Raw genomic sequence first — 26,786 nt, 5'->3', positions numbered from 1 at the left:
CTTATTTAATCAGGATACAACCATGAACATCACGTTACGCCACGAAACGCCGGCCGACGTCGGCGCCATCGCCACCCTGACCGCCGCCGCGTTCCTGCATGCCGAGCACAGCAGCCACACCGAGCAGTTTATCGTCAGCGCGCTGCGCGCGGCAGGCGCTCTCACCCTGTCGCTGGTCGCCGAGCAAAATGGCACACCGATCGGGCACGCGTCCATCTCGCCGGTCGTACTCAGCAACGGCGCCGCCGGGTGGTACGGGCTGGCGCCGGTATCGGTGCTGCCGGCCTGTCAGGGCCAGGGGATCGGCAGCCGACTGATCCGCCGGCTGCTGGCCGAGCTGCAGGAACGCGGCGCCGCAGGCTGCGTAGTGCTGGGCGATCCGAACTATTACGGCCGTTTCGGCTTCCAGGCACAGACCGCGCTGACTCTGCCGGGCGTGCCGCAAGACTACTTCCGCGCCATCGCCTTCCAGGGCGCGCTGCCGTGCGCGGAGGTCACCTTCCACAACGCGTTTAACGCCGAAGCCTAACCCTGTTGCCGGCGCCGTCATGGCGCCGGTTTTCAGTCCCGTTCGCCATAACGCAAGACGGTCATCCCTTCCTCTTCCGCCGGGGGAACAAAGTACTGCGCCAGGCGCTCAAACTCCGCTTCGCTCAGGGCAAACGGGTGCTCGCCGCGCGCATTTCTCAGCGTTATCCGGCTCAGGCACTGCGCATGGCTGACATCGAGAAAGTGCAGGCAGTGTGCGACGCCGGCCTCCTCCGCCAAGGCTTTGGCCCAGCGCCGCCTGTCCGGCGTATTCATCGGAAAATCGAGCGCCACGGACCAACCGCCGCGCAGCAGCTGAACGAGGTGCCCGCCCAGCGCCCGCCGCAACCGGTCGGAACAGCGCGCGTAGTCTTGCAGACTGGCCATCTCCTGTTCATACAGCGTCGCCAGCCACGCATCTTCGCTCAGCAACAGCGTTTGCGGTTGCTGCGCCAAACTCTGCGCCAGCGTCGATTTGCCTGCGCCGGCCTTGCCGCACATCAGGTGTAAAACTGCAGGGTAGGTTTGCATGACGTTCTCCGGTCGTTGCCGGAAGGGGATAAAAAAACCCGCCTGCCGGCGGGTTTTTATTGGCGACACACGCGCTATCCCACCCTCTGGAGAAGGGTGATAATAATTTGCGCGAATGGGCGGTAGGATTTTTTCATAGCTAATGAATATGACAACCGTGCACCGTTGTCAATTCGCCGTCATCAATCCCTGTTCTCGCACAAACTCGGTGAATAAACTCACTTTCTGCTGCACATGCCGGCGCGTCGGGTAAACCGCGAAGACCTGATGCACGTCGGCAATCTGTTCAGGGAACAGCTGCACCAGTCTGCCGGCAGCAATCTCGGGATCCGCCACAAACGACGGCAGCGAACCGATGCCCAGTCCCGCCACCAGCATATCCCGCAGCATCAGGCTGTTGTTGGCGATCAGCCGGGGAGTGAACGTCACGCTCAGGCTCTCCTCGCCGGCGGTGAACTGCCACTGCCCCGGTTTTTCCGCCAGGGAATAGGCCAGACAGCTGTGCCGCGGCAATTCATTGGGCGTTTGCGGCACGCCGTGCTGCGCCAAATAGCCGGGCGCGGCGCAAATTCGCTGGTGCACGTCACCCAGTGCCCGGGCGCTGAGGGAAGAATCCGGCAGCCGTCGGCGAATGCGCAAGGAAATATCGAAACCGGCCGCCACCACGTCCAATACCCTGTCGTCCAGCGTCAGTTCCACCTGCAGCTGCGGATAACGTTGCATAAACGGCGGCAGCAGCGGCGACAGCACCGTCAGGCCGAACGAGAGCGGCGCATTGACCCGCAGCGTGCCGGAGACCTGCTGCGCGCTGGCGGCAACCGTCTGCTCCAGCGCGTCGAACTCGCCAAGCAACCGGCAGGCTTCCTGGTAATAGAGCTGCCCGGCTTCGGTCAGGCTCATGCTGCGGGTGGTGCGCACCAGCAACAGCGTCCCCAACCGACTTTCCAACTGCTTAATCTGCTTGCTCAATGCCGCCGGCGTGATCGCCAGATCCTCCGCCGCCTTATAGAAACTGTTGCGCTCAACCACGCGGCGAAAGGCGCGCATCGTCAGTAGCACGTCCATATTACGTCCTTCAGGTTAATTATTAATTCAATAAACCATAGATTATTAACCAAATAAATATCAGTAGACTTCATTCAACCGCTTCCCTGAGTGGGACGTGAATTTAATCTACTGATAATCATGGAGTTAATAATGAAAAAGACCCTAATCGCCCTGATGCTCGGCCTGAGCGCCGCCACCGCCCCCGTCGCCGCGCTGGCGCAATCCCCCGCCGCCGATAGCCGCCAGGCGGGTTATGTGCAACCGCTGACCGCCGACAACAGCCTGTTGCTGCTGGTCGATCTGCAGGACATGTTCGGCATGACCATTTCCTCTATCGATCAAACCAACCTGGTGAATAACGCCGCCGGCATCGCCAAGGCCGCCAAGGTGTTCAACGTGCCGACCATTCTGGCCTCGGCCAACGCCAAAAGCTTCGCCGGGCCGGTATTCCAGCAGGTGACGCAGGCACGCCCGGATCTGCAGGTGTACGATCGCACCGCCATCAACGTCTGGCAGGATCGGCGCGTGGTGGATCTGATCAAACAATCCGGCCGCAAGAAAATCATCATCGGCGGGCTGTGGACCGCCAGCTGCGTGATGCTGCCGGCGCTGTCCGCTCTGGGCGAGGGGTATGAGGTCTACATATTGTCGGACGTCACCGGCGACATTACGCCAGATAGTCAAAACAACGCCATGCAGCGCCTGATACAGGCAGGCGCCACCCCTATCAACTGGGTGGCGTTGATGCTGGAATGGCAGCAGGACTGGAGCCGCAAGGCCACGGCGGGGGGCGTATTGCAGATCGCCCGCGACCACGGCGCCGCCTGGGGAATGGGCGCCCGCTACGCCGGGGCGATGAAGGTGGGCAGCGAAGCGAAATAAACGGGTGAAAGCCCGCCGTCAGCGGGCTTTTTTCAGGTGCGGTGATAGCAACGGCTATCCTGCGGCGCCTGGTCGCGTCTCTCCAGCCCGTAATCCCGCACCACCTCCGCCACCCGCAGCCGGTACTGCGCCAGCACCTCGCCACGGCCGCGCGCCTGTGCCGCGCGATGCTGCTCGAGATTGCGCCACTGCTGCACCGCCGCCTCGTCGCGCCAGAAGGAGAGCGACAGCAGGCGCGCAGGATCGGCCAGGCTTTGAAAGCGCTCGATGGAAATGAATCCGTCGATCTGCGCCAGCAGCGGCTTCAGCTCCGCCGCCAGCGCCAGATAGGTATCACGCTGCCCATCAGCGGCCTGCAGTTCAAAAATCACGGCGATCATTATCGTCTCCTCTCACGGTAAAATTCCGGTACGCGCGCATGGTAAGAATGGCGCCACCGCACCGATTCCAACGCCCGCTCATCAATATCCAGCGAACGCAGACGCACTGCACCAGAGTGCGATAACCACAGGTTAGCGATGGACGCGCAGTCATACTTCGTCTAACCTCGAAGTATGCATAACATCGACATTGAAGATCGTTTAGCGGCGCTGAGCGCCGCCATCGCCGACCGCACCCGGGCGCGCATGCTGTGCCTGTTGATGGACGGGCGCGCCTACACCGCCACCGAGCTCAGCGCGGCGGTCGAGGTCGCCCCGTCCACCGCCAGCGCGCATCTGGCGAAACTGCTGGAGCAGCGGCTGATCGCCTGCGTCAAACAGGGGCGCTACCGCTATTTCCGGCTGGCCGGGCAACCGGTGGCCGCAGCGCTGGAAGGCTTGATGGCGCTGGCGGGCGTACCGCGCCCGTCGGTGAAAAGCAGCACGCCCACCACGCTGCAATATGCCCGCACCTGCTACGACCATATGGCGGGCGAGGTGGCGGTGAAGCTGCACGATCGGCTGCATGCGCTGAACTGGCTGACCGGTGAAGAAGACTACCGATTAAGCGACGCCGGTCAGGCCGCGCTGACGCGGCTGGGCGTCGATTGCTCCCCCGCGCCCACTCGTCGCCGCTTCGCCTGCGGCTGTCTGGACTGGAGCGAGCGCCGATCTCACCTCGGCGGCGCGCTGGGCGCCGCGCTGTTGGCCGCCTTTATCCAACGCGGCTGGATCCTTCGCCGGCTCGACAGCCGCGAGCTGCAGCTGACCCCCGCCGGTAAAAAAGCGCTGGCCGCACATTTTGACCTCACGGTGTAACCCGGCGACAGGGTAGTTTTACTGCAATACTCTAGGGGTACGCTTAAGCGACCCCGCCAACCCGAGGAGTTTCCATGCTCGATTCCACCCAATTCCCGATCGTCAAACGCTGGCCGGCTCAGCATCCGGAATGGCTGCAGCTCTACTCTCTGCCGACGCCGAACGGCGTCAAAGTCTCCATCATACTGGAAGAGATCGGCCTGCCTTATGAAGCGCACCTAATCGACATCGGCAACAACGAAACCTGGACGCCGGAATTCCTGGCGCTGAATCCGAACGGCAAGATCCCGGCGATCATCGATCCCGACGGCCCCGGCGGCCGGCCGCTGCCGCTGTTCGAATCCGGTGCCATTCTGCTCTACCTGGCAGAAAAGAGCGGCCGCTTCCTGCCGCAGGATCCAGCCCAGCGTTATGAAACCATTCAGTGGGTGTTCTTCCAGATGGCCGCCGTCGGCCCGATGTTCGGCCAGCTCGGTTTCTTCCATAAATTCGCCGGGCGCGAATATGAAGACAAGCGGCCGCTGGAGCGTTACAAAAACGAATCGAAACGCCTGCTTGGTGTGTTGGAAACGCGCCTGGAGGGCCGTGACTGGATCATGGGCGCAGACTACACCATCGCCGATATCTCGCTGCTGGGCTGGGTGCGCAACCTGATCGGCTTCTATGAGGCCCGCGACCTGGTGGAGTTCGACAGCTTCCCGCGCGTCGCGCAGTGGCTGGAGCGCGGTTTAGCGCGGCCGGCGGTGCAGCGTGGGCTCGCTATCCCGGCGCGCGCGGCCTGATCGTCACACGGGATGGCCATCGGACCGTCCCGTCTTTCATTGTCATAAAATTGTCATCCCTCTGCTCTACTCTCCTTTCGTAACAATTTGATGTTATTTACATTGTTGTATTACGACAAGGAGCTTACCCATGCAACCTGCTGTATCCCTGATCGCCGGCGCCGTGCTGTCCGCCCTGCTCTGTTCCTCCGCCATCGCGGCGGAAACCTCGGCCAATGCCGATGGCCTGACCGAGCGCGCCGCGCGCGGCACCCTCACCGAGCCGGGCGGCGCCCGTCGCCTGGCCGGCGATCAGACCGCCGCGCTGAAGGCGTCGCTGTCGGACAAAACGGTGAAAAACGTGATCCTGCTGATCGGCGACGGCATGGGGGATTCCGAGATCACCGCCGCGCGCAACTACGCTGAAGGCGCAGGCGGTTACTTCAAGGGCATCGACGCCCTGCCGCTGACCGGGCAATACACCCACTACTCGCTGGACAAGAAAACCCACAAGCCGGATTACGTGACCGACTCCGCCGCCTCGGCCACCGCCTGGGCCACCGGGGTGAAAACCTATAACGGTGCGCTCGGCGTGGACGTGAACGGCAAAGACCAGCCAACGCTGCTGGAGATCGCCAAGGCGGCCGGCAAGGCCACCGGCAACGTCTCCACCGCCGAACTGCAGGACGCCACGCCGGCGGCGCTGGTGTCGCACGTCACCTCGCGCAAATGCTACGGCCCGGAAGAAACCAGCGAGAAATGTGCCGCTAACGCGCTGGAAAACGGCGGCCGCGGCTCGATCACCGAGCAACTGCTGAAAACCCGTGCCGACGTCACGCTGGGAGGCGGTGCGAAGTCCTTCAACCAGCTGGCGAAAAGCGGCGAATGGCAAGGAAAATCGCTGAAGGACCAGGCGGCGGCACAGGGTTATCAGTGGGTGAGCAACGCAGATGAACTGCAGGCCGTGACCCTGGCCAATCAGCAAAAACCGCTGCTGGGCCTGTTCGCCGACGGCAACATGCCGGTGCGCTGGCTGGGGCCGAAAGCCAGCTATCACGGCAACCTCGACAAGCCGGCGGTAACCTGTGAAAACAACCCGGCGCGCACCGCGGCCACGCCAACGCTGGCGGCGATGACCGACAAAGCGATCGCGCTGCTGAAAGACAACCCGAACGGCTTCTTCCTGCAGGTCGAGGGGGCGTCGATCGATAAGCAGGATCACGCCGCCAATCCGTGCGGGCAGATTGGTGAAACCGTCGATCTGGACGAAGCGGTGCAAAAAGCGCTGGCCTTCGCCCGCGCCGACGGCAACACGCTGGTGATCGTCACCGCCGACCACGCGCACTCCAGCCAGATCGTCGCCGCCAACGCCAAAGCGCCGGGCCTGACCCAGATACTGACCACCAAAGACGGCGCACCGATGACCCTCAGCTACGGCAACTCGGAAGAAGAGTCGCAGGGGCATACCGGCACTCAGTTGCGCGTCGCGGCCTACGGCCCGCACGCCGCCAACGTGGTGGGATTGACCGATCAGACCGATCTGTTCTTCACCATGCGCGATGCGATGGGCATCAAGTAACCGCCAGCTGAACGATGGCCGCTCGCAACGGCGGCCATTTATGATTGGTTACCGATAGGTATTTGCAATTTAACCGCAATTATTGTGTGATAACGAAATAACGTTTAATTGCGTGACAATTAACCCCTTAAAATAACGCGGTTATACAGCCTTTCTTCCCTCTCTGTTTATTCCTGCGACAGCAACCGCCCTATTTTTGCTTATATTCATTTTTTTTAGTTACAAAAGTAGTTTTTAACATTCTCGCAAACAATAATACCCCGCCAGTAACGTGAACCGATCAATTTGCATCCGGACGGCCTGCAATAGTTCACTTTTCGTTAAATACCCTATTAACAAAAAGGCATTATCGCTGCCTATCGGCTCACGCCGGGCGGTCGGCTTCATTATTTTCCAGGGTAACTCCCGCTAAATTCTTTCACCTGCAATGAGTAGAATTTACACACAAGAGATTTAATTCAATGAGAAAATTACTCGTCCTGATTTTCAGTCTCAGCCTGTTTAGCGTTACGCAGCAGGCGGCGGCTGAAGAGAAGAATAAAACCGTCGACGTGGTGTTGATCGGCGGCGGCATCATGAGCGCCACTTTGGGTACCTATCTGCATGAGCTGGAGCCGACCTGGACCATCGACATGTACGAGCGCATGAACGGCGTGGCGGAAGAGAGCTCCAACGGCTGGAACAACGCCGGTACCGGCCACTCCGCCTTTAGCGAAATGAACTACACGCCGGAAAAAGCCGATGGCACCATCGACATCAGCAAGGCGGTGAAGGTCAACGAGTCTTTCGAAATCTCTCGCCAATTCTGGTCTTATCAGGTGAAAAACGCTGTCCTGAAAGATCCGAAATCCTTCATTAACAGCGTGCCGCACATGAGCTTCGTGTGGGGTGACGACAACGTCAACTTCCTGCGTAAACGCTACGCGGCGCTGCAGCACAGCACCCTGTTCCGCGGCATGGAATATTCCGAAGACCCTGCGCAAATCAAGCAGTGGGCGCCGCTGGTGATGAACGGCCGCGATCCGGCGCAGAAAATCGCCGCGACCCGCATGCCGCTGGGTACCGACGTCAACTTCGGCGTGATCACCCACCAGTTGGTTGACGCGCTGAGCGCCAGCGACAAGTTTAAGCTGAACCTGAGCCACGAAGTGCGCGACATTAAGCGCAACGCCGACCAAACCTGGAGCGTGACCGTTGCCGATCTGAACCGCGACGGTAAAGAAACCACCGTTAACGCCAAGTTCGTGTTCATCGGCGCAGGCGGCGCGTCCCTGACCCTGCTGCAGAAATCCGGCATCCCAGAAGCCGACGGCTACGGCGGCTTCCCGGTCGGCGGCCAGTTCCTGGTCACTACCAACCCGGCGATCGCCAACCAGCACCTGGCCAAAGTGTATGGCCTGGCCAGCGTAGGTTCGCCGCCGATGTCCGTGCCGCACCTGGATACCCGCATGCTGGACGGCAAGCGCGTGCTGCTGTTCGGGCCGTTCGCCACCTTCTCCAGCAAGTTCCTGAAGAACGGTTCGCTGTTCGATCTGATGCACTCGCTGAGCACCTCGAACCTGATGCCGATGACCCACGTCGGTCTGGATAACTTCGATCTGGTGAAATACCTGGTCGGCCAGCTGATGATGAACGACGACGATCGCTTCGCCGCGTTGAAAGAGTACTTCCCGGACGCCAAGCAGGCAGACTGGAAGCTGTGGACCGCAGGCCAGCGCGTACAGATCATCAAGAAAGACGCGGATAAAGGCGGCGTGCTGCAGTTCGGCACCGAAGTCGTCAGCTCTGAAGACGGCAGCATCGCCGCTCTGCTGGGTGCTTCGCCGGGCGCTTCTACCGCTGCGCCGATCATGCTACATCTGATGGAAACCGTGTTCAAAGACAAAGTGGCGACGCCGGAATGGCAGAGCAAGCTGAAAGAGATCATTCCGTCTTACGGCCACAAGCTGAACGGCGATATCGAGATGACCAACAAGATCCGCGGTTACACCAGCAGCGTGCTGGGTCTGAACTACATTGAAGTGAAACCGGAAACTAACTGATTTTCCATCGCTTCCTACTGATAAGGCCGCTTTATGCGGCCTTTCTTTTATCCCCCTGCCGTTCAAAGAGCATTTTTGGCCACCTTTTTACCCCCGGTTTACCCTTGCGTAACGGCGCACTCACGCCTATTATCAAAGTATATTCTTGGATAATTAAGCTAAGTCACTGTGACCTGAATGTCGTTTTTGCGGGAGAACTAAAACCATGGATCGCGTCAATATCATTCACGATTTACTAGACTGGATTGAAACTCATCTGGACCAACCGCTGCTGCTGGATAACGTCGCCGCCAAGTCGGGCTACTCCAAATGGCACCTGCAGCGCATGTTCCGCAGCACCACCGGCCACGCACTCGGCAGCTATATCCGCGAGCGGCGCCTGTCGCAGGCGGCGCAGGCGCTGCGCTCCACCCCGCGTCCGATCCTGGATATCGCCCTGCAATACCATTTCGATTCTCAGCCTTCGTTCTCACGCGCCTTCAAGAAACAGTTCGGTAAAACCCCGGCGGTGTATCGCCGTACCACCCGCTGGGATGTTGCGGAGTGGCCGGCACAGCCGATAGAGGCGCAGGCTGAATCGCACCATGATGCCCCCACGCTGCCACGCTGGTACGCCGGCAAACCGCCGGAAGGCGTTTGCACCAGCTGGATGGGGCTGCGTTAATCGATAACGCAAAAAAGCCAATGGATAAAACCCATTGGCTTTTTCGTCGGAACGCGACTTAGTTGTACTCGATGGTAAAGGTGGCGGTCGACTTGATATTGCCGCCTTTAATCGTCGAACCGGTGCGATAGTAGCGTGCCTTCAGCGGCAGCGTTAAGGTATTGGCCTGGTTGGGAATGGTACGTCCGGCATTGACCGCATCGCCATTTTTGATCGGCTGGGTCGTATTGCCGGTCAACAGCTGGACGGCAACACCGGATGCTGTGTTGGCGCCAGGCTCGGATTTGATCACCCCAGGTGCATTGGAAGCATCCTGCGTATAGTCAAAACGCACATTGACGATCCCTTGTCCCGCACTGCCTGGCAACAGATCCTCACCAACGCCGCCAACGCAATTGATATTGATATCAAATGCTTTTTCACCCTGCGTTGAACCTACGCCGCCAAACGAGGCTGCAGTGACAGTATCCAGATTAACCACCTTGTTCTTGGAACCGCTGTCCACGTTGCAAGTCGACGTCACGATCGTCAGGCTGTTGGCATCGACGATCGATTCCAGCATCGGCAATCCCTGACCGGAACCATCCATATAGTAAGTCGTGTACTTGCCTGGGACCAGTTGGCCGGTGCCGGTTTGCGCGGCGGTTTTCACAATGTCGATCTTAAAGTAACCGCCATTCAGGTTGACGGTTGTATTACCCCGTAATGCCAACGTGTGGGGATAATAAGTACTTATTGTCCCCGCTTCACGGTATAAACGAATCCCGATACCTGGAATATTGGTGCTCCATACATTGCTGAAGCTCGTCCGGCTGCCCTGGAGGATCTGCCCAATCGCGCTACCGCCGTTATAACAACGACCATAACCGGAGACCGGGTTAATCGCGAACTGACCGGTGACCAAGGTGTCTCCAACCTGGCTGCTTGGCGTAACCAGCACGCGCCCAAGCTTCATGTTGATCACCTGCGCCTTGTAACCATTATTAACGTAACAGGCGGCGTAAGCGCTCTGGCCGCCCGCCATCAGCAGTCCGAGCAGCATCAGGCATTTCGCTGGCGCTTTATTCAGCGGTGGAACACGCGTAAACTTTATCATTTGCAACTCGCTTCAATAATTTCGTAGTCAGGATTATTGCTTTGCGCCTTGGCGCTATAGCTGACAGAGCACTGCTGCGTTGGCTGTGTGCCCCACTTAATCTGCAACAAACCTTTCTTAGCTTCGGTACGCAAGTAGATGCGACTGCCCTGCCCAACAATGCCGACCACCTGATTACGGGTATCCAGCACTTCAGCGCCAAACGGCAGCGCGTTGCCATCAGGGCCGAGCGCATGAATGATCAATGCCTGGCCTTTCGTTGTTTTGAATTCCAACCGGGCAACCGCGCCGGCATATGGCGCAACCTGTTGGCTGCTGCTTTCCAATTCAACATCGCGTGACATGCCGCTCGGATCGAGCGTTACGCTCGTCATGCGATATGGTGCAACATAAGGAACCACAGCATAACCGTTGTCATCGATACGAACGCCTGGCGAGTTGGTCACAATCGCGCCAGCGGCGTCTGGCGCTTCCACCAGCACCATGGTCTGTCCGCGTTGCGGTGTCAGCGTGACGCCGCCGCTATGGGCAACCACGCTGCCCGATGCACCGATCGACGACTGACGGTAATCTTTACCATAGCTGTAGGACCCGTTCATCGTGGCGAAACGGCTACGGTATTCACCGCTCACGCTGCTGTTGGTGCCGCCTGAACGATCGTTGGCTAACGTAGCGCTATAGCTGATGTTGTTGTCTTCGCCGGTTGAACCATTCATGCCCACACGGCTGCTGTCGTAACCGTTGTCGGTGTAGCCCAGTGAACTGTTCAGGCTCAGGGTTTGCGAACCGACGCTGAATGGAATCGACAGTGTCAGGTAATAACGAGTCTCATCTCGGTTATACATATCCGAGGTGCGCATGGCGGAAAGGCCATAGGTCACGCGACCATAATAGTTGTTATAGCCCACCTGGTACTGCTTGGTGCTCCCGCCACGGTTCCAGTAGTCGCGTACCGAACCGGTGATGTACAAGGAACCGTAATTGTCGCCCAGCCCTTGGTTCAGCGTCAGCTGGTATTCGCTACGCTGGCGGTTAACCGCATCTGCGCTTAAACCCTTGCGCTCATTGTCACGGGAGTAGACGGCATCCTGCAAAGAGAGGTAGCCGGAAGTCGAATAGCGATAAGCAGCGATCGTGAAGTTGGTGTTGGTTTCGGTCATCAACTTGCTATAGCTGAGCTTATAGCTCTGGCCTGATTGGTCGCCCTGCTTCAAGCGGGTATTGGACTGCGTGACGTCCAGCGCAAATGCGCCAACCGGTGTCGCGACCGCGCTGCCCACCAGCACTGCACCATAGCCATCGCTGACGATCCCGCCTGTGTATCCCGTAAGAATGTTGGTAAAACCGCGCTGATAAGTCGCCTGGAACATGTCGGGTTCCTTGCTTAAATTATCATCGCGTACTCGACCCGCAGTGATGGCATAACGCTGAATACCTGGACGAAGCATCTGCGCTACCGAAGCATAGGGAACGCTGAACTGGCGTTTGCTGCCGTCGGCCTCGTTAATGGTGACATTCAGATCGCCGCCGTAACCCGTAGGGTAGAGATCGTTGATGATGAACTCGCCCGGAGCGACGGTAGTTTGGTAGATCAGCTGGTTATTCTGACGTACTTCCACCAGGGCGTTGCTTTGCGCGACCCCACGCACAACCGGCGCATACCCGTTCAATGAATCAGGCAGCATGCGATCGTCCGTGGCGATCTGCACGCCGCGAAAACCGATGGAGTTGAAGAAATCACCGCTGGTGTAACTGTCGCCCAACGTCAGCATGCCGCGGATAGACGGCATTGCCCGCTGCGCGTAAGTCGCGGTGTTTTGCCAATGGGTGCTGTCGTTAGAACGCCAGTTCACGTTGGAATCGTGACGCAGCTGCCAACCCGCCACGTTTAACCCGGCATTCAACGTTAAATATGCATTAGTTGAATCGGAGTTGCTGCCGTTGGCAGAGCTGTGGGTATTGAACGCATTGAAATTATACGACAGGCTGCCGGCGGTAATACCGCGATCCCAGAAGCGCGGATCGACATAACCGCGAGCGCTGCGGCGCAGCGCCGCCTGAGGGATGCTGATATCCATGCGCAGCGTACTGGTGTCCAAGCGGTAATAGGCTTCCGGTACCCATTGAGTCAGCGTTTTGCACGTCTCGGTATTAACGGCAGGATCCCCGCTCATTGTGGCGGTATCCACACCGAACTCATCCAACGACAGTAAGCTAAAACAGGTATCGGCGCTGTTTTTCCCCGGCACGTTTTTAAAGTCGATACTTTTTTTGCCTTTCCACTCGCCGTTCACATACACGTCGAGCGAATATTTTCCCGCCAAGATCGGGTTACCATCACGGAAGCGTGAAAGATCCACGCCCTGCGCTTCCCCAATCAGGAAGCTGCTGTTAAAAGTCGCTTCAACCGGTGCTGCCGGCTTTTTGCTATCGGCAACCCCCTCCGCCCAAGACGTCGCAGGGGCCGCCAGACAGAGCGCGCTACCGGTTAACAGCAGAATCGATTTATAATTGGACAGCGCCATTTTAACAGCTGCAGAGATAGGTAACTCTTTCATATAAAGCATTCCTTTACCAAATTAAGCTCGCCCTCTGAAATAAATTGCTCTGGGCCTGAGGCTCTGTTCCAAGAGTTACTTTTGCTTATTCTTAGTACGGGACACGCGTCCGCCAAAATCATTAATAGTGGTGTAGGCAATGTCAGCAATGCGCGCGCTGTCGCCGGAGAACGACAATGTCTTTTCCTGTCCGGGTGCCAGCATGTCGCCGTGCGGGGCCAACGGCACACGTTTTTGGTTCACGACAGCATTAATCTCGGTAAATGACACATAGTACGGCGTTGGGTTTTTCACGCTGACGCCCCCAGCGCTGAAGCTCCACTGCAGTTTTTCCGGCGCATCATTCGCTTCTCCCGCCAGACCGGTCGGCCGATACAGCAGTTTTACGCGGGTACGGAATGCCACCTGTAAAAAGTTTTCAGGTGCGCCATTGTTTGCCCCGGTTGGTGCTGGCGGGATCTCCAGTACGTTCAACCAAAACAAGGATTCTTTGTCTTGCGGCAAACTCGCCGTAGTCAATGAAACGCGCAGCGCTTGGCCGGTAGCCGGTTCAACACGGCTGATTGGCGGTGAAACGATAAATGGCGCTTTGCTGTTTTCTGGTGTGGTTTTTGCGTCGCCTTCATCAATCCAAGACTGAATAAGTGCCGGTGAAGCACCATTATTTGATAATTGGACGGTAACTTCCCGTTGCTTTCCCGGATAAATAATACGAGTACCGTTAATAATGACACTGGAAAAAACGCTGCTACTGAAAAGCATGGCGCTCAGCAATATGCTGTATTTTTTAAAAGAGTTCTTCATTATCTTATCGCTACGGTAAGGGAAAACGGTGGGGGCATAACTCCCCCACCCGAATAAGAATATTACTTAAAGAAATATTACTTACTGGTAAATGATGGTGTACTGAACGCTAGAAGTCACATCACCAGCGCCGGCAGCGTTGGTAGCGTAATATTCAGCGTAGTAGTTCAGGTCAGCAGAGTCGCCTTCGTTAGCAACGGTAACCCACTGGGAGTTATTCTGCGCACCATTAGCACCAGCAGCCAGGATAGGCAGGAATTGGTTGTTGCTGCCCAGAAGCTGGATCTGCACGTTAGTTGCAGCATCAGTCTGCGCCTGGTTGTTCAGACGGCCAGTATTGAAATCAACAGTAGCGCCCGGTTCGAAATAAGTAGCTACCTGGCCTTTAGAGCATTTGGTCAGGTTGATCGCGAACGGAGTACGGCCAGCAGTTGCGCTCTGAGTTGCCAGAGTAGAAGCAGAAACAGTTGGCAGAGTTACGGTGAAATCTTTACCGCCTGGGGTGCTGATAGTACAAGTTTGGTCAGTCACTTTACCGTTGAAAGTAATAGTCCCGTCAGCAGCTTGAGCAGAGAAAGAAGAAATAGCAGCAGTGCTTACAGCCAATGCCAATACAGCAGACAGTTTAGAGATTTTCATATTTAGACTCTCGATGAATTAATACGCTTATAAAGTACATTCAGCGATGCTACTCCTTGTCAGGAATGAAGCCCGATGAATCCATTGCCGGACGAAATATAGACTAAGCATATTCTTAATGTTAAATCGTTTAAAACATTCATAAGGCCCCTCTTGATAGGAATAAACTATCGGAGGATACCTATCGATCGATGTTGACGATTCATATGAATAGGAATAATCTGTGTTTGGGAAAGCTTCAGAGTTCAAGATTTTGCATTAAGGCCTGAAAATCAGAATATTATCCCAAATATTTACATTTAGTAACATATTGCGACGTTTGGAATTTGGCACGAATTACGCGTTCAATGGTCTGTCGACACGCTTCGGCCATTCTGACGTTTTAAATAAGAAATTTACCAATAAACCTGGAGTAACTTTCTTTTTAAGCATTTAAAATCAACAAGTTAAATATCAATCCAAGGATTGGGAAATGAGCGGTTCTTTCAGAGAGAAAAATAACGGCATTAATTATGTTTTTCAGCCAATGTTCGCGAAATCGGGACAATTGCTGGCCGTTGAATGTCTGTCTCGCTTTACGTTTAATAGCGAATACGCCCATTTTTCTCCTGAACAGTTCTTTCGTCACGCCGACAGCGCAACCCGGATTGAGATTTTGATGGATCAGATCAATCTGATCGATAAATACAAACACTGGTTTCATGAAAACCAAGTGATAGCCACTTTGAATGTTGACGATTATTCCCTGCAATCGCTGGCGAATACTCACTTTGCCGAAAGAATTAATGCCCTGCGCTGTATTCATTTTGAGATCAGCGAGAATTCAACCCGGCTGGTGAAAGATCGCGTGCACGGCGATCCGTCATTGAATAGTTATTCATTTTGGCTCGATGATTTTGGTTCTGGCTATGCGGGTTTTTCCGCGTTGTACAACAGCCAGTTCCGCTTCGTTAAGCTCGACCGTTTTCTGCTTTGGGACTTCATGAAAAAGTCCGGCGGCGAGGGCTTGATGCGCGCGTTACTGCGCTTTTTTTACCTTAATCATTACAAGGTAATTATCGAAGGAGTTGAAACTCCCGAACACAAGAAATGGCTGGATGAAATGCCATATTACGCACTGCAGGGAAAGCTGTGGAAGGAATCCAGCATCAAGGATTTGAACTCGCTTCTTACAGCTGAATACTTTTAACTCGGTATTGGTGTTTGCCCTATGTCTAAAAACAACGTTCTTGTGATTAGTGAGTGTAAGTACAGCTATGTTGGCCTGTCGGTGCTGCTAAAGAAACACTACGGCGCGTACGATATCCGCCTGTTTTCCGATTTCATGCACGGCGGCGCCAAAGCAGAGAAGATCACCAAGCACGATATTGCGCTGATTTTCACCTCGCAAAACCTGGAACAGAGCGTCAACGTGATCGAAAGCCTGGTGTCCCTGCATCAGCAGTACAACAGCAAGACGCGCCTGCTGGTGTTTTATGACGACGAGCGGGTAGTGAAACTGTTGTCGATCCTGGGGATTTCCGTCGAGTTGGTCTCCACCCGCATTCCGCTTTATTCGCTGCAGGAAAAAATCCAGCGGCTGCTGGAAAGCAAGGAACCGGGCGGTATCCGGGTGCAGAAAACCCGCGAGCTCAGTCCGGCGGAAAGCGACGTGATCTTCAACCTGCTGCGTGGCGACAGCCTGCTGCACATTGCGGAAAAGCGCGGCACGCACCCGAAAACCATCTTCTCGCAGAAATACAGCGCGATGAAAAAACTGCGGCTGCGCAGCATGAGCACCATCTTCGTCGCCGGCAAATAAATACCCAGGCTTGTTGCGCGGTTCGCCGCGCGGCAACCCGCCCCCCTTCCGTCACGTTAAATTAATGTAACAACTGGCGACAAAGCAGCAACAGACACACAACATCCCCTCCTGTTGGTTACGATTTGCACACGGATTATCCGTGAGTCATGTCGTGTGGATTAAAATAAACATCAGGAGATGTTATGAAGTCGTCCTTATTCAGCCGCTATACCTGCTTTGTGCTGAGCATCTTGCTCACCCTGGTTTTCTTGATCATGATGCACAATCATCCGTGGTTCTGGCTGCCGGCCCTGGCCTGCGGTTGCCTGATGGTGCTGGGTATCTACGATCTCACGCAGCAACGCCACGCCATTTGCCGCAACTACCCGATCATCGGCCGCTTGCGCTTCTTCTTCGAGTTCATCCGCCCGGAACTGCGCCAGTATTTCCTCGAGCAGGACAATGAAGAGATCCCGTTTTCGCGCACCCAGCGCACGCTGGTGTATCGCCGAGCGAAAAACGAGATGGGCGACAAGCCGTTCGGCACCCTGCTGGATGTGTACCAAACCGGCTATGAGTGCATCGGCCATTCCATGCGGCCGGTGGAAGCCGCCGATCCGACCAGTTTTCGCGTCACCATCGGCGGCGCCGACTGCCGCCAGCCCTACTCCGCGTCAATCTTCAACATTTCGGCGATGAGCTTCGGCGCGCTCTCCGCCAACGCCATCCGCGCGCTCAACCTCGGCGCGGCCAAAGGCAACTTCTACCACGACACCGGCGAGGGCAGCATCAGCCGCTATCACCGCGAAAACAACGGCGATTTGGTGTGGGAGCTGGGCAGCGGCTATTTCGGCTGCCGCACCGCCGACGGCCATTTCGATCCGCGCCGCTTTGCCGAACAGGCGCAAAGCCCGCAGGTGAAAATGATTGAAATCAAGCTCAGCCAGGGCGCCAAACCGGGCCACGGCGGCATTCTGCCGGCGAAGAAGGTGGATGCGGAAATCGCCGCCACCCGCGGCGTGCCGGAAGGCGTCGATTGCATCTCGCCGGCTTCGCACAGCGCCTTCACCACCCCGCTGGAAATGATGCAGTTCATCCAGCAGTTGCGCGAGCTGTCAGGCGGCAAACCGGTCGGTTTCAAGCTGTGCATCGGCCACCCGTGGGAGTTCGTCGCCATCGTCAAGGCGATGCTGCACACCCGCATTCTGCCGGACTTTATCGTGGTGGACGGCAAGGAAGGCGGCACCGGCGCCGCGCCGCTCGAACTCTCCAACTATATGGGTATGCCGCTGCGCGAAGGGCTGCTGTTCGTGCATAACACGCTGGTGGGCTGCGGCCTGCGCGACCAAATCAAGATTGGCGCCAGCGGCAAGATCATCAGCGCCTTTGACATCGCCAGCGTACTGGTGCTCGGCGCCGACTGGGTGAACTCGGCGCGCGGCTTTATGTTCGCCGTCGGCTGCATCCAGTCGCAAAGCTGCCACACCAACCACTGCCCGACCGGCGTCGCGACGCAAGATCCGCTGCGTCAGAAGGCGTTGGTCGTGCCGAACAAGGCGGAGCGCGTCTATCACTTCCATCAAAATACGGTGAAAGCGCTGGCGGACATGCTGGCGGCGGCCGGCGTCAGCCGCCCGGAGCAGCTGACCTCGCACCATATGCTGCGCCGCATCACGCCGACCGAGATCAAGGTGTATGCCGATATCTATTACTACCTGGAGCCGGGCGCGCTGCTGCAGCCGGAGATCAAAAGCGAGTTCTACGCCCGCATGTGGCGCATGGCGACGCCCAACAGTTTCGATCAGGCGATCTCGCTGCCGGCGGCATGATGGGATAAGGGATAAAAAGAGAGTTGCCCCCTCGCCTTGGGGAAGAGCATATGGAGAGGGGTTGCTTGCTACGGCGGCCCTCCCCCTCAACGGCGAGAGGGCGTGTCGGTTACTGCTTGCGCACCGGCGCATCGCCGGCGACGTAGTAGTCGGCGGTGCTACGCGGCAGCGGCGCACGCTGGCGAATGCGATCGGCGATCTTCTCGGCGATCATGATGGTGGTGGCGTTCAGGTTGCCGGTGATGATCAGCGGCATAATCGACGCATCCACCACCCGCAATCCTTCCATGCCGTGCACCCGGCCCTGGCCGTCGACCACCGCCATCTCATCCTCGCCCATCTTGCACGAGCAGGACGGGTGGAAGGCGGTTTCGGCGTGCTCGCGCACAAAGGCGTCCAGCTGTTCGTCGGTCTGCACGTCCGGCCCTGGGCTTATCTCGCGGCCGCGGTATTCGTCCAGGGCCGGCTGCGCCATGATTTCGCGCGTGATGCGGATAGCGTCGCGGAACTCCTGCCAATCCTGTTCAGTCGCCATGTAGTTGAACAGAATGCTCGGGTGCTGACGCGGATCTTTCGATTTCACCTGCACCCGGCCGCGGCTCGGCGAACGCATCGAGCCGACGTGCGCCTGGAAGCCGTGCTCTTTCACCGCGTTGCTGCCGTTATAGTTAATCGCCACCGGCAGGAAGTGATACTGAATGTTCGGCCAGGCGAACTCTGCGCGGCTGCGGATGAAGCCGCCGGCCTCGAACTGGTTGCTGGCGCCGACGCCGGTGCCGTTGAACAGCCACTCCGCACCGATCTTCGGCTGGTTAAACCATTGCAACGCCGGGTACAGCGACACCGGTTTCTTGCAGGCGTATTGCAGGTACATCTCCAGGTGGTCCTGCAGGTTTTCTCCGACGCCCGGCAGATCGTGCACCACGTTGATGTCCAGGCTTTTCAGCAGCGCCGCCGGGCCGACGCCCGAACGCTGCAGAATTTGCGGCGAGGCGATGGCGCCGGCGCACAGCAGCACTTCGCGGCGCGCTGTGGCGTGAGTCAGCTGATTGCTGTCGCCCTGCAAATACTTGACGCCCACCGCACGCTTGCCGTCGAACACGATATGGTCGGTAAGCGCATGGGTGACGATTTTCAGGTTCGGCCGCGAACGCGCCTGATCCAGATAACCGCGGGCGGTGCTAGCGCGGCGCCCTTTCGGGGTCACGGTGCGATCCATCGGGCCGAAGCCTTCCTGCTGGTAACCGTTCAGATCGTCGGTGCGCGGATAGCCCGCCTGCACGCCGGCTTCCACCATGGCGTGGAACAGTTCGTTGTTACCGGCCTTCGGCGTGGTGACGCTCACCGGGCCATCGCCGCCGTGGTAATCGTTCGGGCCGATATCGCGCGTTTCCGCCTTGCGGAAATACGGCAGGCAGTCCAGATAGGTCCAGTCTTCCAGACCCGGCGCCTTGGCCCAGTTGTCGAAATCCATTGCGTTGCCGCGAATATAACACATGCCGTTGATCAGGGACGAACCGCCCAGCCCTTTGCCGCGGCCGCATTCCATCCGGCGGTTGTTCATGTGCGGCTCAGGATCGGTTTCATACGCCCAGTTATAGCGGCGGCCCTGCAGCGGAAACGCCAGCGCAGCCGGCATCTGAGTACGGAAATCCATCCGGTAATCCGGGCCGCCGGCTTCCAGCAGCAGCACGCTGACGTCGGCGTCCTCGGTCAATCGGGTGGCTAACACGTTGCCGGCGGAACCAGCACCGATAATGATGTAGTCAAATTCCATTCATTATCTCCTTACTTTATAGGCCTGCACGATGCGAAAACGCGAAGCGCTGATCCGCAGCAGGCGGTGTATTTGGCTCTCGAGGAGTGTCGGCCGCAGCCAACGCGGCTGCGGCTCGAAAGACGACGGGAAGATCAGAATACCGAGGCGTATTCGCCCAGCTCGACCTGCACCGATTTGATCTGGGTGTAGTGCTCCAGCGTGGTCAGGCCGTTTTCGCGGCCGACGCCGGACTGCTTGTAGCCGCCGACCGGCATTTCCGCCGCCGACTCGCCCCAGGTGTTGATCCAGCAAATGCCGGCTTCCAGCTGGTGGATCACGCGGTGCGCGCGGGCCAGATCGTGGGTCACCACGCCCGCGGCCAGGCCGAAGGTGGTATCATTGGCGCGGCGCACCACTTCCTCTTCACTCTGGTAGCTGAGAATGCTCATCACCGGCCCGAAGATCTCCTCGCGCACGATTTCCATGTCGTCGCGGCAGTCGCTGAATACCGTCGGCGCCACATAAGCGCCCTTGCCGAATTCGCCATGGGTGACGCGTTCGCCGCCGCACAGCAGGCGCGCGCCGCTGTTCTTACCGCTTTCGATAAAGCGCAGCACCGACTCCATGTGCGCGAAGCTGACCAGCGGCCCGAAGTTGGTCTGCGGATCGGTCGGATCGCCGAGGCGAATGCGCTTCACGCGTTCGAGGATCTTCGCCTCAAACTGCGCCTGCAGCGCCGCCGGCACAAAGACGCGGGTGCCGTTGGTGCACACCTGGCCGGAGCTGTAGAAGTTGGCCATCATGGCGATATCGGCGGCGCGATCCAGATCGGCGTCGTCGAAGATAATCAGCGGCGACTTGCCGCCCAGCTCCATGGTGACTTCCTTCAGCGTCGAACCCGATGCGTTGGCCATCACCTTCTTACCGGTTTTCACCCCGCCGGTGAAAGAGACTTTGGCGATGCCCGGATGGTCGGTCAGGTACTGCCCCACCTCCGCACCGCTGCCGGTCACCACGTTGAACACGCCGTCCGGCAGGCCGGCTTCGGTGTAGATTTCCGCCAGCTTCAACGCCGTCAACGACGTAACTTCACTCGGCTTGAAGATCATCGCGTTGCCCGCCGCCAGCGCCGGCGCGGACTTCCACAGCGCGATTTGAATCGGGTAGTTCCAGGCGCCGATGCCGGCCACCACGCCCAGCGGTTCGCGGCGGGTGTAAACGAACGAAGTGTCGCGCAGCGGGATCTGCTCGCCTTCAATGGCCGGGATCAGGCCGGCATAATACTCCAGCACGTCAGCGCCGGTGACGATATCCACCGCGGTGGTTTCCGACATCGCTTTGCCGGTATCCAGCGTTTCCAGCGCCGCCAGTTCATCGTTGCGCTCGCGCAGAATATCCACCGCGCGACGCAGGATGCGCGAACGCGCCATCGCCGTCATCGCCGCCCACACCTTCTGCCCGCTGGCCGCGCTGGCCACCGCACGATCGACGTCTTCAGCGCCGGCGGACTGGACTTCAGCCAGAACTTCGCCGTTCGCCGGGTTAATGGCGTTGAAGGTTTTTCCAGCGGTGCTGTCTACATAGGCGCCATGAATATAGAGCTTCTGCAAGCCAAAACGGGACATAGGATCTCCTTGAGTTAGCCTCCGGGCGGCGTCTGCCCCCGGAGTTGGAACGTGATGTATTCGGTCGTGAGCGTCAACGCCTGCGACTGATTGAACGCCGAGCCGCGCAGCGCGCTGCGCAGCCACAGCCCATCGATCAGTGCCGCCAGCCCCTTGGCCGCCAACCGCGCCTGCGGCTGCGGCATAACGCGGCGAAACTCGGCGCACAGGTTGGAATAAAGCCGGCGGCCGTTCACCTGTTGCAGCCGGTTGAGCTGCGGCTGGTGCAGGCTGCTGGCCCAAAAGGCCAGCCAGGTCTTCATCGCCGCGCTGTTGATCTGGCTGTCGTCGAAGTTGCCGGCGACGATCGCCTGCAGCCGCGCCGCCGGGCTGTTATCGGTCAGCGCCTGCAACCGCAGCTTCACCGCCTCGCCCAGATGGCTGATCAGATAGCGCATCGTGGCTTCCAGCAGGCCGTTCTTGTCCTTGAAATAATGGCTGATGATGCCGTTGGAAACGCCGGCCCGCCGCGCGATCTGCGCGATGGTGGCGTCATGCATTCCCACTTCGTTTACCGCGGCGAGCGTGGCATCAATCAACTGCTGCCTTCTGATTGGCTGCATTCCTACCTTTGGCATATTTCGACTCTCACAAAACCGACTTCGGCCTTATCTCAGCGGGCAAATTTCACTGCCGTTTCGCCCGTGATTCAGGTCATCATGAGGACTATTAAACTTTTTTTTGATTGAACGTTCAATAAAAATTGCATATATTTTATTGCCGCCTGGTTAAAAATTTGTACTATCTGGTTGTGGAACTGGCTGATTTTTGTGAGGTAATTAACGAATCTGACCAAAATCAGTGGCTGTAAGCGGTTCCCGCCACGAAGCGCTCCGGTGCTTCAGCAACAGGCGAAAGCGGCGTTTTTCAGGCCATTCCCATGGGGATGGTCGCCGCCTTCATTCGCCCGTTTTCCGGCGGCGCCAACGCGCCCCGAAATGCGGAGCGGCACGATTTTACTCAGTTCAGAGGATGACGATGACAACACGCGAAACCTCCTCCAAACCGCAGCAGGACCGCCTCAACCCTGTGGTTTTCTTCACCTCGGCGGGGCTGATCCTGGCCTTCTCGCTGATGACCATCTTTTTCACCGACTTCTCAGGGCAGTGGATCACCCGCACGCTGAATTGGGTGTCGACCACCTTCGGTTGGTACTACCTGCTGGCGGCGACGCTGTACATCGTGTTCGTGGTGTTTATCGCCGCCTCGCGCTTCGGTTCCATCAAGCTCGGGCCGGAACAGTCCAAACCGGAGTTCAGCCTGATGAGTTGGGCGGCGATGCTGTTCGCCGCCGGCATCGGCATCGACCTGATGTTCTTCTCGGTCGCCGAGCCGGTGACCCAGTACATGATGCCGCCGGAAGGCGACGCGCAAACGCTGGAGGCCGCGCGCCAGGCGATGGTCTGGACGCTGTTCCACTACGGCCTGACCGGCTGGTCGATGTATGCGCTGATGGGCATCGCCCTCGGCTACTTCAGCTATCGCTACAATCTGCCGCTGACCATCCGCTCGGCGCTGTACCCGATCTTCGGTAAGCGCATCAACGGCCCGATCGGCCACAGCGTGGACATCGCCGCGGTGCTCGGCACCATCTTCGGCATCGCCACCACGCTGGGCATCGGCGTGGTGCAGCTCAACTACGGCCTTAAGGTGCTGTTCGAGATCCCAGAAAACCTGACGGTGCAGGGCTCGCTGATCCTGCTGTCGGTGATCATGGCCACCATCTCGGTGACTTCCGGCGTCAACAAGGGCATCCGCATCCTGTCCGAGCTAAACGTGCTGCTGGCGCTGGGCCTGATCCTGTTCGTGCTGTTCTTCGGCGACACCGAGTTCCTGCTCAACGCGCTGGTGCTCAACGTCGGCGATTACGTCAACCGCTTTATGGGCATGACGCTCAACAGCTTCGCCTTCGATCGGCCGGTGGAGTGGATGAACAACTGGACGCTGTTCTTCTGGGCCTGGTGGGTGGCGTGGTCGCCGTTCGTCGGCCTGTTCCTGGCGCGCATCTCGCGCGGGCGCACCATTCGTCAGTTCGTGGTCGGCACGCTGATCATACCGTTCGTGTTTACCCTGCTGTGGCTGTCTATCTTCGGCAACAGCGCGCTGTACCAGATCATCCACGGCAACGCCGAGTTTGCTCAGGAAGTGATGCAGTTCCCGGAACGCGGCTTCTACAGCCTGCTGGCGCAATACCCCGGCTTCACCTTCAGCGCCTCGGTGGCCACCATCACCGGCCTGCTGTTCTACGTCACCTCGGCGGACTCTGGCTCGCTGGTGCTGGGTAACTTCACCTCGCGCCTGGCCGATATCAATAATGATGCACCGAACTGGCTGCGGATTTTCTGGTCGGTGGCCATCGGCCTGCTGACGATCGGCATGCTGATGACCGACGGCGTACCGGCGCTGCAGAAAACCACGGTGATCATGGGCCTGCCGTTCAGCTTCGTGATCTTCTTCGTGATGGCCGGGCTGTATAAATCGCTGCGGGTGGAAGACTACCGCAAGGCCAGCGCGCTCAGCACCCTGGCGCCGGTGCCGGTCTCCAGCCACGATGTGCTCAATTGGAAACAGCGTCTGTCGCGGGTGATGAACTACCCGGGCACGCAGTACACGCAGAAAATGCTGGATAAGGTTTGCCGCCCGGCGATGCAGGACGTGGCGCGCGAGCTGGAGTTGCGCGGCGCGAAAGTGGAGTTCAGCGAAGTGCCGCCGACCGAAGACGAGCGCCTGAACCACCTGGAACTGCTGGTGCACCTGGGCGAGGAACAGAACTTCATCTATCAGATCTGGCCGATGCGCTACTCGGTGCCGGGCTTCACCTACCGCGCCCGCTCCGGTAAATCGCACTACTACCGGCTGGAAACCTTCCTGATGGAAGGCACCCAGGGCAACGACCTGATGGACTACAGCAAGGAACAGGTGATTGGTGACATTCTCGACCAGTACGAGAAGCACCTGAACTTCCTGCACATTCATCGCGAGGCGCCGGGGGGCACCCTGACCTTCCCGGATATGTGATGGCCGAGAAATAACCACAGGGCGTAGCCAGGCTACGCCCTTTTTTATGCCTGCTCGGCCGGTAAATCGGCCTTCAGCAGCACCAGGGAACCGGCCAGCAACACCAGATCCTTAATTAAAAAACTGGTGGCCCCGGCCATGGCGGGAAAACCGCCGGCGGAGGGCTCCCAGGCACCCGGCGTGGAAAAGATCAGCGTCAGCGTGGTCAGGTAGGTCACCGTCGATCCGATCGCCCCCAGCAAACCCAGCCGCCGCGACCAGAACCCCGCCAGCAACAGTAAACCGAAGCTCCATTCGGCGACGCCCAATGCATAACTGGCGCCGCGAATGCCGAACGCCTGATGCATCCAGCTCAGCAGCGGGCTGTTGCCGATCAGAGGCACTAACCCCTGCGCTTCGTAATCAAACCATTTGGCGTAGCCGAAGGCGGCGAAGATCACCACCAACGCCGCACGCATAAAGATAACGTCCCCGTTCGAGCGCCGAAAGCGCCGCAGCCATGTCGCCAGCATCATCCTCTCTCCTTATGTTGCCCGCGGCCGCCGCGGTTTGCCGCTTGCGACCGCGGGGTGCGGCGGCTTAGTGCCCCATCGCGTCCTTTTTCATCTCGTCTTTCTTCATGCCGTCTTTGGCCATACCGTCTTTCGCCATACCATCCTTTTTCATGGCGTCTTTCCCCATCTTGTCTTTCTTCATGCACGCCTTGCCCATGCACTCTTTCTTCATCCCATCTTTCGCCATGCCGTCGTGCGACATCTGGCTCATACCGTCCTTTTTCATCGCGTCTTTGCTCATGCCGTCCGCGGCGTTGGCGCCGGCCACACCCAGCATCAGCGCGCTGCACATCATCATTGCGAATAACTTTTTCATGGTATTTCCTTCCGTCATGTCAAAGGCACCGGAGTGCCGGAGAATGGCCGGCGGCCGCCTCAGCTGCCGCCAAACCAGTTGTAACCCTGATCTTCCCAGTAACCGCCCGGGAAGCGGTTGGTGACCTCGATCACCTGAATGTGCTTCGGATTCTTGTAGCCCAGCTTGGTCGGCATGCGCAGCTTCATCGGATAGCCGTACTTACGCGGCAAGATCTGGCCGTCGTAGGTCAGCGCGATAATCGTCTGCGGATGCAGCGCGGTGGCCATGTCGATGCTGGTGTAGTAGTCATCGGCGCATTTGAAGCTGACGTAGCGGGCGCTCAGATCCGCGCCGATCGCCTTGAGAAAGGTGGCGAACGGCACACCGCCCCACTTGCCGATGGCGCTCCAACCCTCAACGCAAATATGGCGCGTCACCTGGCTGACCTGCGCCATCCGATGCAGCTGCGGCAGGCTCCAGGCGCGCTTGTCCTGCACCAACCCCGCCACTTCCAGCCGATAGTCGTCGCCGTTGATATCCGGCGCGTCCTCCTCGGCGTAAAAGGCGTTGAACGGGAACGGCCGGGTGATCATCAATTCCGGGTAGACCGGCGCCAGGCGATCGCCGTTGAACAGCCAGCCCTGCACCCGATCATTGAGGCGCGACATGCGGCTTAGCGCCTGCTCGACGTTGGCGTTGTCGCTGAGATCGCAGCCGGTGAGCATGGCGATGCCGCCCAGCGTCAGACCATTGCGCAAAAAGCGGCGGCGCGAAGGCGCGCTCAACAGCCGCTGCGCTTCTTTGACGATCGCCTGCCCTTCGCCGATCGTCATGATCTGTTTATCCTTTTTCATCGTGAACTCCTTAACGTCCGCGCAGCATAGCCAGCAGCGTCCGCGGCACCAGCGCCACCATCACCAGGTGGATCGCGACGAAGGCCACCAGCGCCGACATGGCGAAAAAGTGGATATAACGCGCCGCCTCATAGCCACCGAGCAGCGTGCGCAGCAGCGGAAACTGCACCGATTTCCACAGCACCAGCCCGGACAGCGCGCTCAGCACGCCGAGGATCATCACCGACAGATAGGCCACGCGCTGCACCATGTTGTAGTGGCGCAGATCGGCATGCTGCAGCCTGCCGCGCAGCGCCGCGCCTATATCGGCGAGAAACTGTTTCGGACTGAGCGGCCAATACTTGCGTTTGAAGCGCCCGCTGGTGAGGTTCAGCAGCAGGTAGCACAGCCCGTTGATGCCAAACAGCCACATGCCGGCAAAGTGCCACTGCAGCGCGCCGCCCAACCAGCCCCCGAGCGTCAGCTCGTTGAAAAAGCTGAAGTTGAACAGCGGCGAAGCGTTGTAGATGCGCCAGCCGCTGGTCACCATGATCAGCATCGCCAGCGCATTCAGCCAATGCGTCAACCGCAGCCACAGCGGATGTACGGTCTGTCGTTGTTCCGGAGTGAGAGTGAGGCTCATAACGATTCCTGCCAGCTAACGATGCGATGAGTCGAG

At 58.4% G+C, this 26,786-nt stretch carries 25 protein-coding genes; 11 read left to right on the top strand and 14 right to left on the bottom strand.

Annotated elements, in window-relative coordinates; all coding sequences use genetic code 11:
* The first annotated feature begins 22 nt into the window (after positions 1–22).
* Complete coding sequence (locus ACJ8J4_RS12520) at positions 23–529, top strand: GNAT family N-acetyltransferase (protein WP_060447547.1); 507 nt, start codon at positions 23–25, stop codon at positions 527–529.
* A 32-nt stretch (positions 530–561) separates the two neighbouring features.
* Here ACJ8J4_RS12520 and ACJ8J4_RS12515 read toward each other — a convergent pair whose 3' ends face one another.
* Together ACJ8J4_RS12515 and ACJ8J4_RS12510 are read right to left on the bottom strand one after the other, a co-directional pair.
* Positions 562–1,059: an AAA family ATPase gene (locus ACJ8J4_RS12515; protein ID WP_049295266.1), complete on the bottom strand. Its 498-nt coding sequence runs from the start codon at positions 1,057–1,059 to the stop codon at positions 562–564.
* Positions 1,060–1,227: 168 nt separating this feature from the next.
* Positions 1,228–2,124: a LysR family transcriptional regulator gene (locus ACJ8J4_RS12510; RefSeq protein ID WP_025302124.1), complete on the bottom strand. Its 897-nt coding sequence runs from the start codon at positions 2,122–2,124 to the stop codon at positions 1,228–1,230.
* Between the two features lie 132 nt (positions 2,125–2,256).
* Between ACJ8J4_RS12510 and ACJ8J4_RS12505 the strand changes: the two genes are divergently transcribed.
* Complete coding sequence (locus tag ACJ8J4_RS12505) at positions 2,257–2,988, top strand: isochorismatase family protein (protein WP_060447548.1); 732 nt, start codon at positions 2,257–2,259, stop codon at positions 2,986–2,988.
* A 32-nt stretch (positions 2,989–3,020) separates the two neighbouring features.
* Here ACJ8J4_RS12505 and ACJ8J4_RS12500 read toward each other — a convergent pair whose 3' ends face one another.
* Entirely contained in the window at positions 3,021–3,368 is a 348-nt protein-coding gene (locus ACJ8J4_RS12500; RefSeq protein WP_025302122.1) for an antibiotic biosynthesis monooxygenase family protein, read from the bottom strand.
* A 174-nt stretch (positions 3,369–3,542) separates the two neighbouring features.
* On the opposite strand from ACJ8J4_RS12500, the gene ACJ8J4_RS12495 reads away from it, so the two are divergent.
* The 5 genes from ACJ8J4_RS12495 (at position 3,543) to ACJ8J4_RS12475 (ending at position 9,272) form a co-directional block, all read left to right on the top strand.
* A complete protein-coding gene (locus ACJ8J4_RS12495) occupies positions 3,543–4,226 on the top strand; it encodes an ArsR/SmtB family transcription factor (protein ID WP_060447549.1) in 684 nt (227 codons plus the stop codon).
* Between the two features lie 74 nt (positions 4,227–4,300).
* On the top strand, positions 4,301–5,008 hold the full coding sequence (locus ACJ8J4_RS12490) for a glutathione S-transferase N-terminal domain-containing protein (RefSeq protein ID WP_060447550.1): 708 nt from the start codon (positions 4,301–4,303) through the stop codon (positions 5,006–5,008).
* Positions 5,009–5,138: 130 nt separating this feature from the next.
* Positions 5,139–6,566, top strand: coding sequence for an alkaline phosphatase (gene phoA / locus ACJ8J4_RS12485; protein WP_060432724.1), 1,428 nt, complete (start codon positions 5,139–5,141; stop codon positions 6,564–6,566).
* Positions 6,567–7,027: 461 nt separating this feature from the next.
* Positions 7,028–8,608, top strand: a complete 1,581-nt coding sequence (gene mqo, locus ACJ8J4_RS12480; RefSeq protein ID WP_025302118.1) for a malate dehydrogenase (quinone) — start codon at positions 7,028–7,030, stop codon at positions 8,606–8,608.
* A 205-nt stretch (positions 8,609–8,813) separates the two neighbouring features.
* Positions 8,814–9,272, top strand: coding sequence for a helix-turn-helix domain-containing protein (locus tag ACJ8J4_RS12475; RefSeq protein ID WP_025302117.1), 459 nt, complete (start codon positions 8,814–8,816; stop codon positions 9,270–9,272).
* A 58-nt stretch (positions 9,273–9,330) separates the two neighbouring features.
* Here ACJ8J4_RS12475 and ACJ8J4_RS12470 read toward each other — a convergent pair whose 3' ends face one another.
* The 4 genes from ACJ8J4_RS12470 to ACJ8J4_RS12455 form a co-directional block, all read right to left on the bottom strand.
* A complete protein-coding gene (locus ACJ8J4_RS12470; RefSeq protein WP_025302116.1) occupies positions 9,331–10,368 on the bottom strand; it encodes a fimbrial protein in 1,038 nt (345 codons plus the stop codon).
* The gene (locus ACJ8J4_RS12465) at positions 10,365–12,926 is read right to left on the bottom strand and encodes a fimbria/pilus outer membrane usher protein (RefSeq protein ID WP_025302115.1); all 2,562 of its coding nucleotides are present in this window, start codon (positions 12,924–12,926) and stop codon (positions 10,365–10,367) included. The genes ACJ8J4_RS12470 and ACJ8J4_RS12465 overlap by 4 nt, the downstream gene beginning before the upstream one ends.
* 75 nt (positions 12,927–13,001) lie before the next feature.
* Complete coding sequence (locus ACJ8J4_RS12460) at positions 13,002–13,730, bottom strand: fimbrial biogenesis chaperone (RefSeq protein ID WP_025302114.1); 729 nt, start codon at positions 13,728–13,730, stop codon at positions 13,002–13,004.
* Positions 13,731–13,811: 81 nt separating this feature from the next.
* A complete protein-coding gene (locus ACJ8J4_RS12455; protein WP_041034152.1) occupies positions 13,812–14,369 on the bottom strand; it encodes a fimbrial protein in 558 nt (185 codons plus the stop codon).
* 472 nt (positions 14,370–14,841) lie between these two features.
* On the opposite strand from ACJ8J4_RS12455, the gene ACJ8J4_RS12450 reads away from it, so the two are divergent.
* The 3 genes from ACJ8J4_RS12450 to ACJ8J4_RS12440 all read left to right on the top strand — a co-directional run bounded on the left by ACJ8J4_RS12450 (position 14,842) and on the right by ACJ8J4_RS12440 (position 17,981).
* Positions 14,842–15,558 (top strand): EAL domain-containing protein, encoded by a 717-nt coding sequence (locus ACJ8J4_RS12450; protein ID WP_016928483.1) that lies wholly within the window; start codon positions 14,842–14,844, stop codon positions 15,556–15,558.
* A 21-nt stretch (positions 15,559–15,579) separates the two neighbouring features.
* A complete protein-coding gene (locus ACJ8J4_RS12445; RefSeq protein ID WP_004939094.1) occupies positions 15,580–16,170 on the top strand; it encodes a LuxR family transcriptional regulator in 591 nt (196 codons plus the stop codon).
* 185 nt (positions 16,171–16,355) lie between these two features.
* Entirely contained in the window at positions 16,356–17,981 is a 1,626-nt protein-coding gene (locus tag ACJ8J4_RS12440; protein ID WP_025302112.1) for an FMN-binding glutamate synthase family protein, read from the top strand.
* A 109-nt stretch (positions 17,982–18,090) separates the two neighbouring features.
* Here ACJ8J4_RS12440 and betA read toward each other — a convergent pair whose 3' ends face one another.
* The 3 genes from betA to betI all read right to left on the bottom strand — a co-directional run bounded on the left by betA (position 18,091) and on the right by betI (position 21,982).
* Complete coding sequence (betA, locus tag ACJ8J4_RS12435) at positions 18,091–19,758, bottom strand: choline dehydrogenase (RefSeq protein ID WP_049295261.1); 1,668 nt, start codon at positions 19,756–19,758, stop codon at positions 18,091–18,093.
* Positions 19,759–19,892: 134 nt separating this feature from the next.
* Entirely contained in the window at positions 19,893–21,365 is a 1,473-nt protein-coding gene (betB, locus tag ACJ8J4_RS12430; RefSeq protein WP_016928486.1) for a betaine-aldehyde dehydrogenase, read from the bottom strand.
* A 14-nt stretch (positions 21,366–21,379) separates the two neighbouring features.
* Positions 21,380–21,982, bottom strand: a complete 603-nt coding sequence (betI, locus tag ACJ8J4_RS12425; RefSeq protein WP_025302109.1) for a transcriptional regulator BetI — start codon at positions 21,980–21,982, stop codon at positions 21,380–21,382.
* Between the two features lie 400 nt (positions 21,983–22,382).
* Here betI and ACJ8J4_RS12420 point away from each other — a divergent pair, with 400 nt between their 5' ends.
* Positions 22,383–24,422 carry a choline transporter gene (locus tag ACJ8J4_RS12420; protein ID WP_004939112.1) on the top strand — a complete coding sequence of 680 codons (2,040 nt, stop codon included), beginning with the start codon at positions 22,383–22,385 and terminating at the stop codon, positions 24,420–24,422.
* Between the two features lie 44 nt (positions 24,423–24,466).
* Here the strand turns inward: ACJ8J4_RS12420 and ACJ8J4_RS12415 are convergent, their stop codons facing one another.
* The 4 genes from ACJ8J4_RS12415 to ACJ8J4_RS12400 form a co-directional block, all read right to left on the bottom strand.
* Positions 24,467–24,937 carry a YkgB family protein gene (locus ACJ8J4_RS12415; RefSeq protein WP_004939115.1) on the bottom strand — a complete coding sequence of 157 codons (471 nt, stop codon included), beginning with the start codon at positions 24,935–24,937 and terminating at the stop codon, positions 24,467–24,469.
* Positions 24,938–25,001: 64 nt separating this feature from the next.
* On the bottom strand, positions 25,002–25,292 hold the full coding sequence (locus tag ACJ8J4_RS12410) for a pentapeptide MXKDX repeat protein (RefSeq protein ID WP_049203418.1): 291 nt from the start codon (positions 25,290–25,292) through the stop codon (positions 25,002–25,004).
* Positions 25,293–25,351: 59 nt separating this feature from the next.
* Positions 25,352–26,128 (bottom strand): molybdopterin-dependent oxidoreductase, encoded by a 777-nt coding sequence (locus tag ACJ8J4_RS12405; protein ID WP_089180690.1) that lies wholly within the window; start codon positions 26,126–26,128, stop codon positions 25,352–25,354.
* Between the two features lie 10 nt (positions 26,129–26,138).
* Positions 26,139–26,750: a cytochrome b/b6 domain-containing protein gene (locus tag ACJ8J4_RS12400; protein ID WP_049208888.1), complete on the bottom strand. Its 612-nt coding sequence runs from the start codon at positions 26,748–26,750 to the stop codon at positions 26,139–26,141.
* Positions 26,751–26,786: the final 36 nt, after the last annotated feature.

Origin of the sequence: Serratia sp. CY47280, from assembly GCF_052168655.1 — a bacterium.
Classification (GTDB): domain Bacteria; phylum Pseudomonadota; class Gammaproteobacteria; order Enterobacterales; family Enterobacteriaceae; genus Serratia; species Serratia bockelmannii.
The sequence above is the reverse complement of the archived record's forward strand: the minus strand, read 5'-3'. Positions and strand labels throughout refer to the sequence as shown.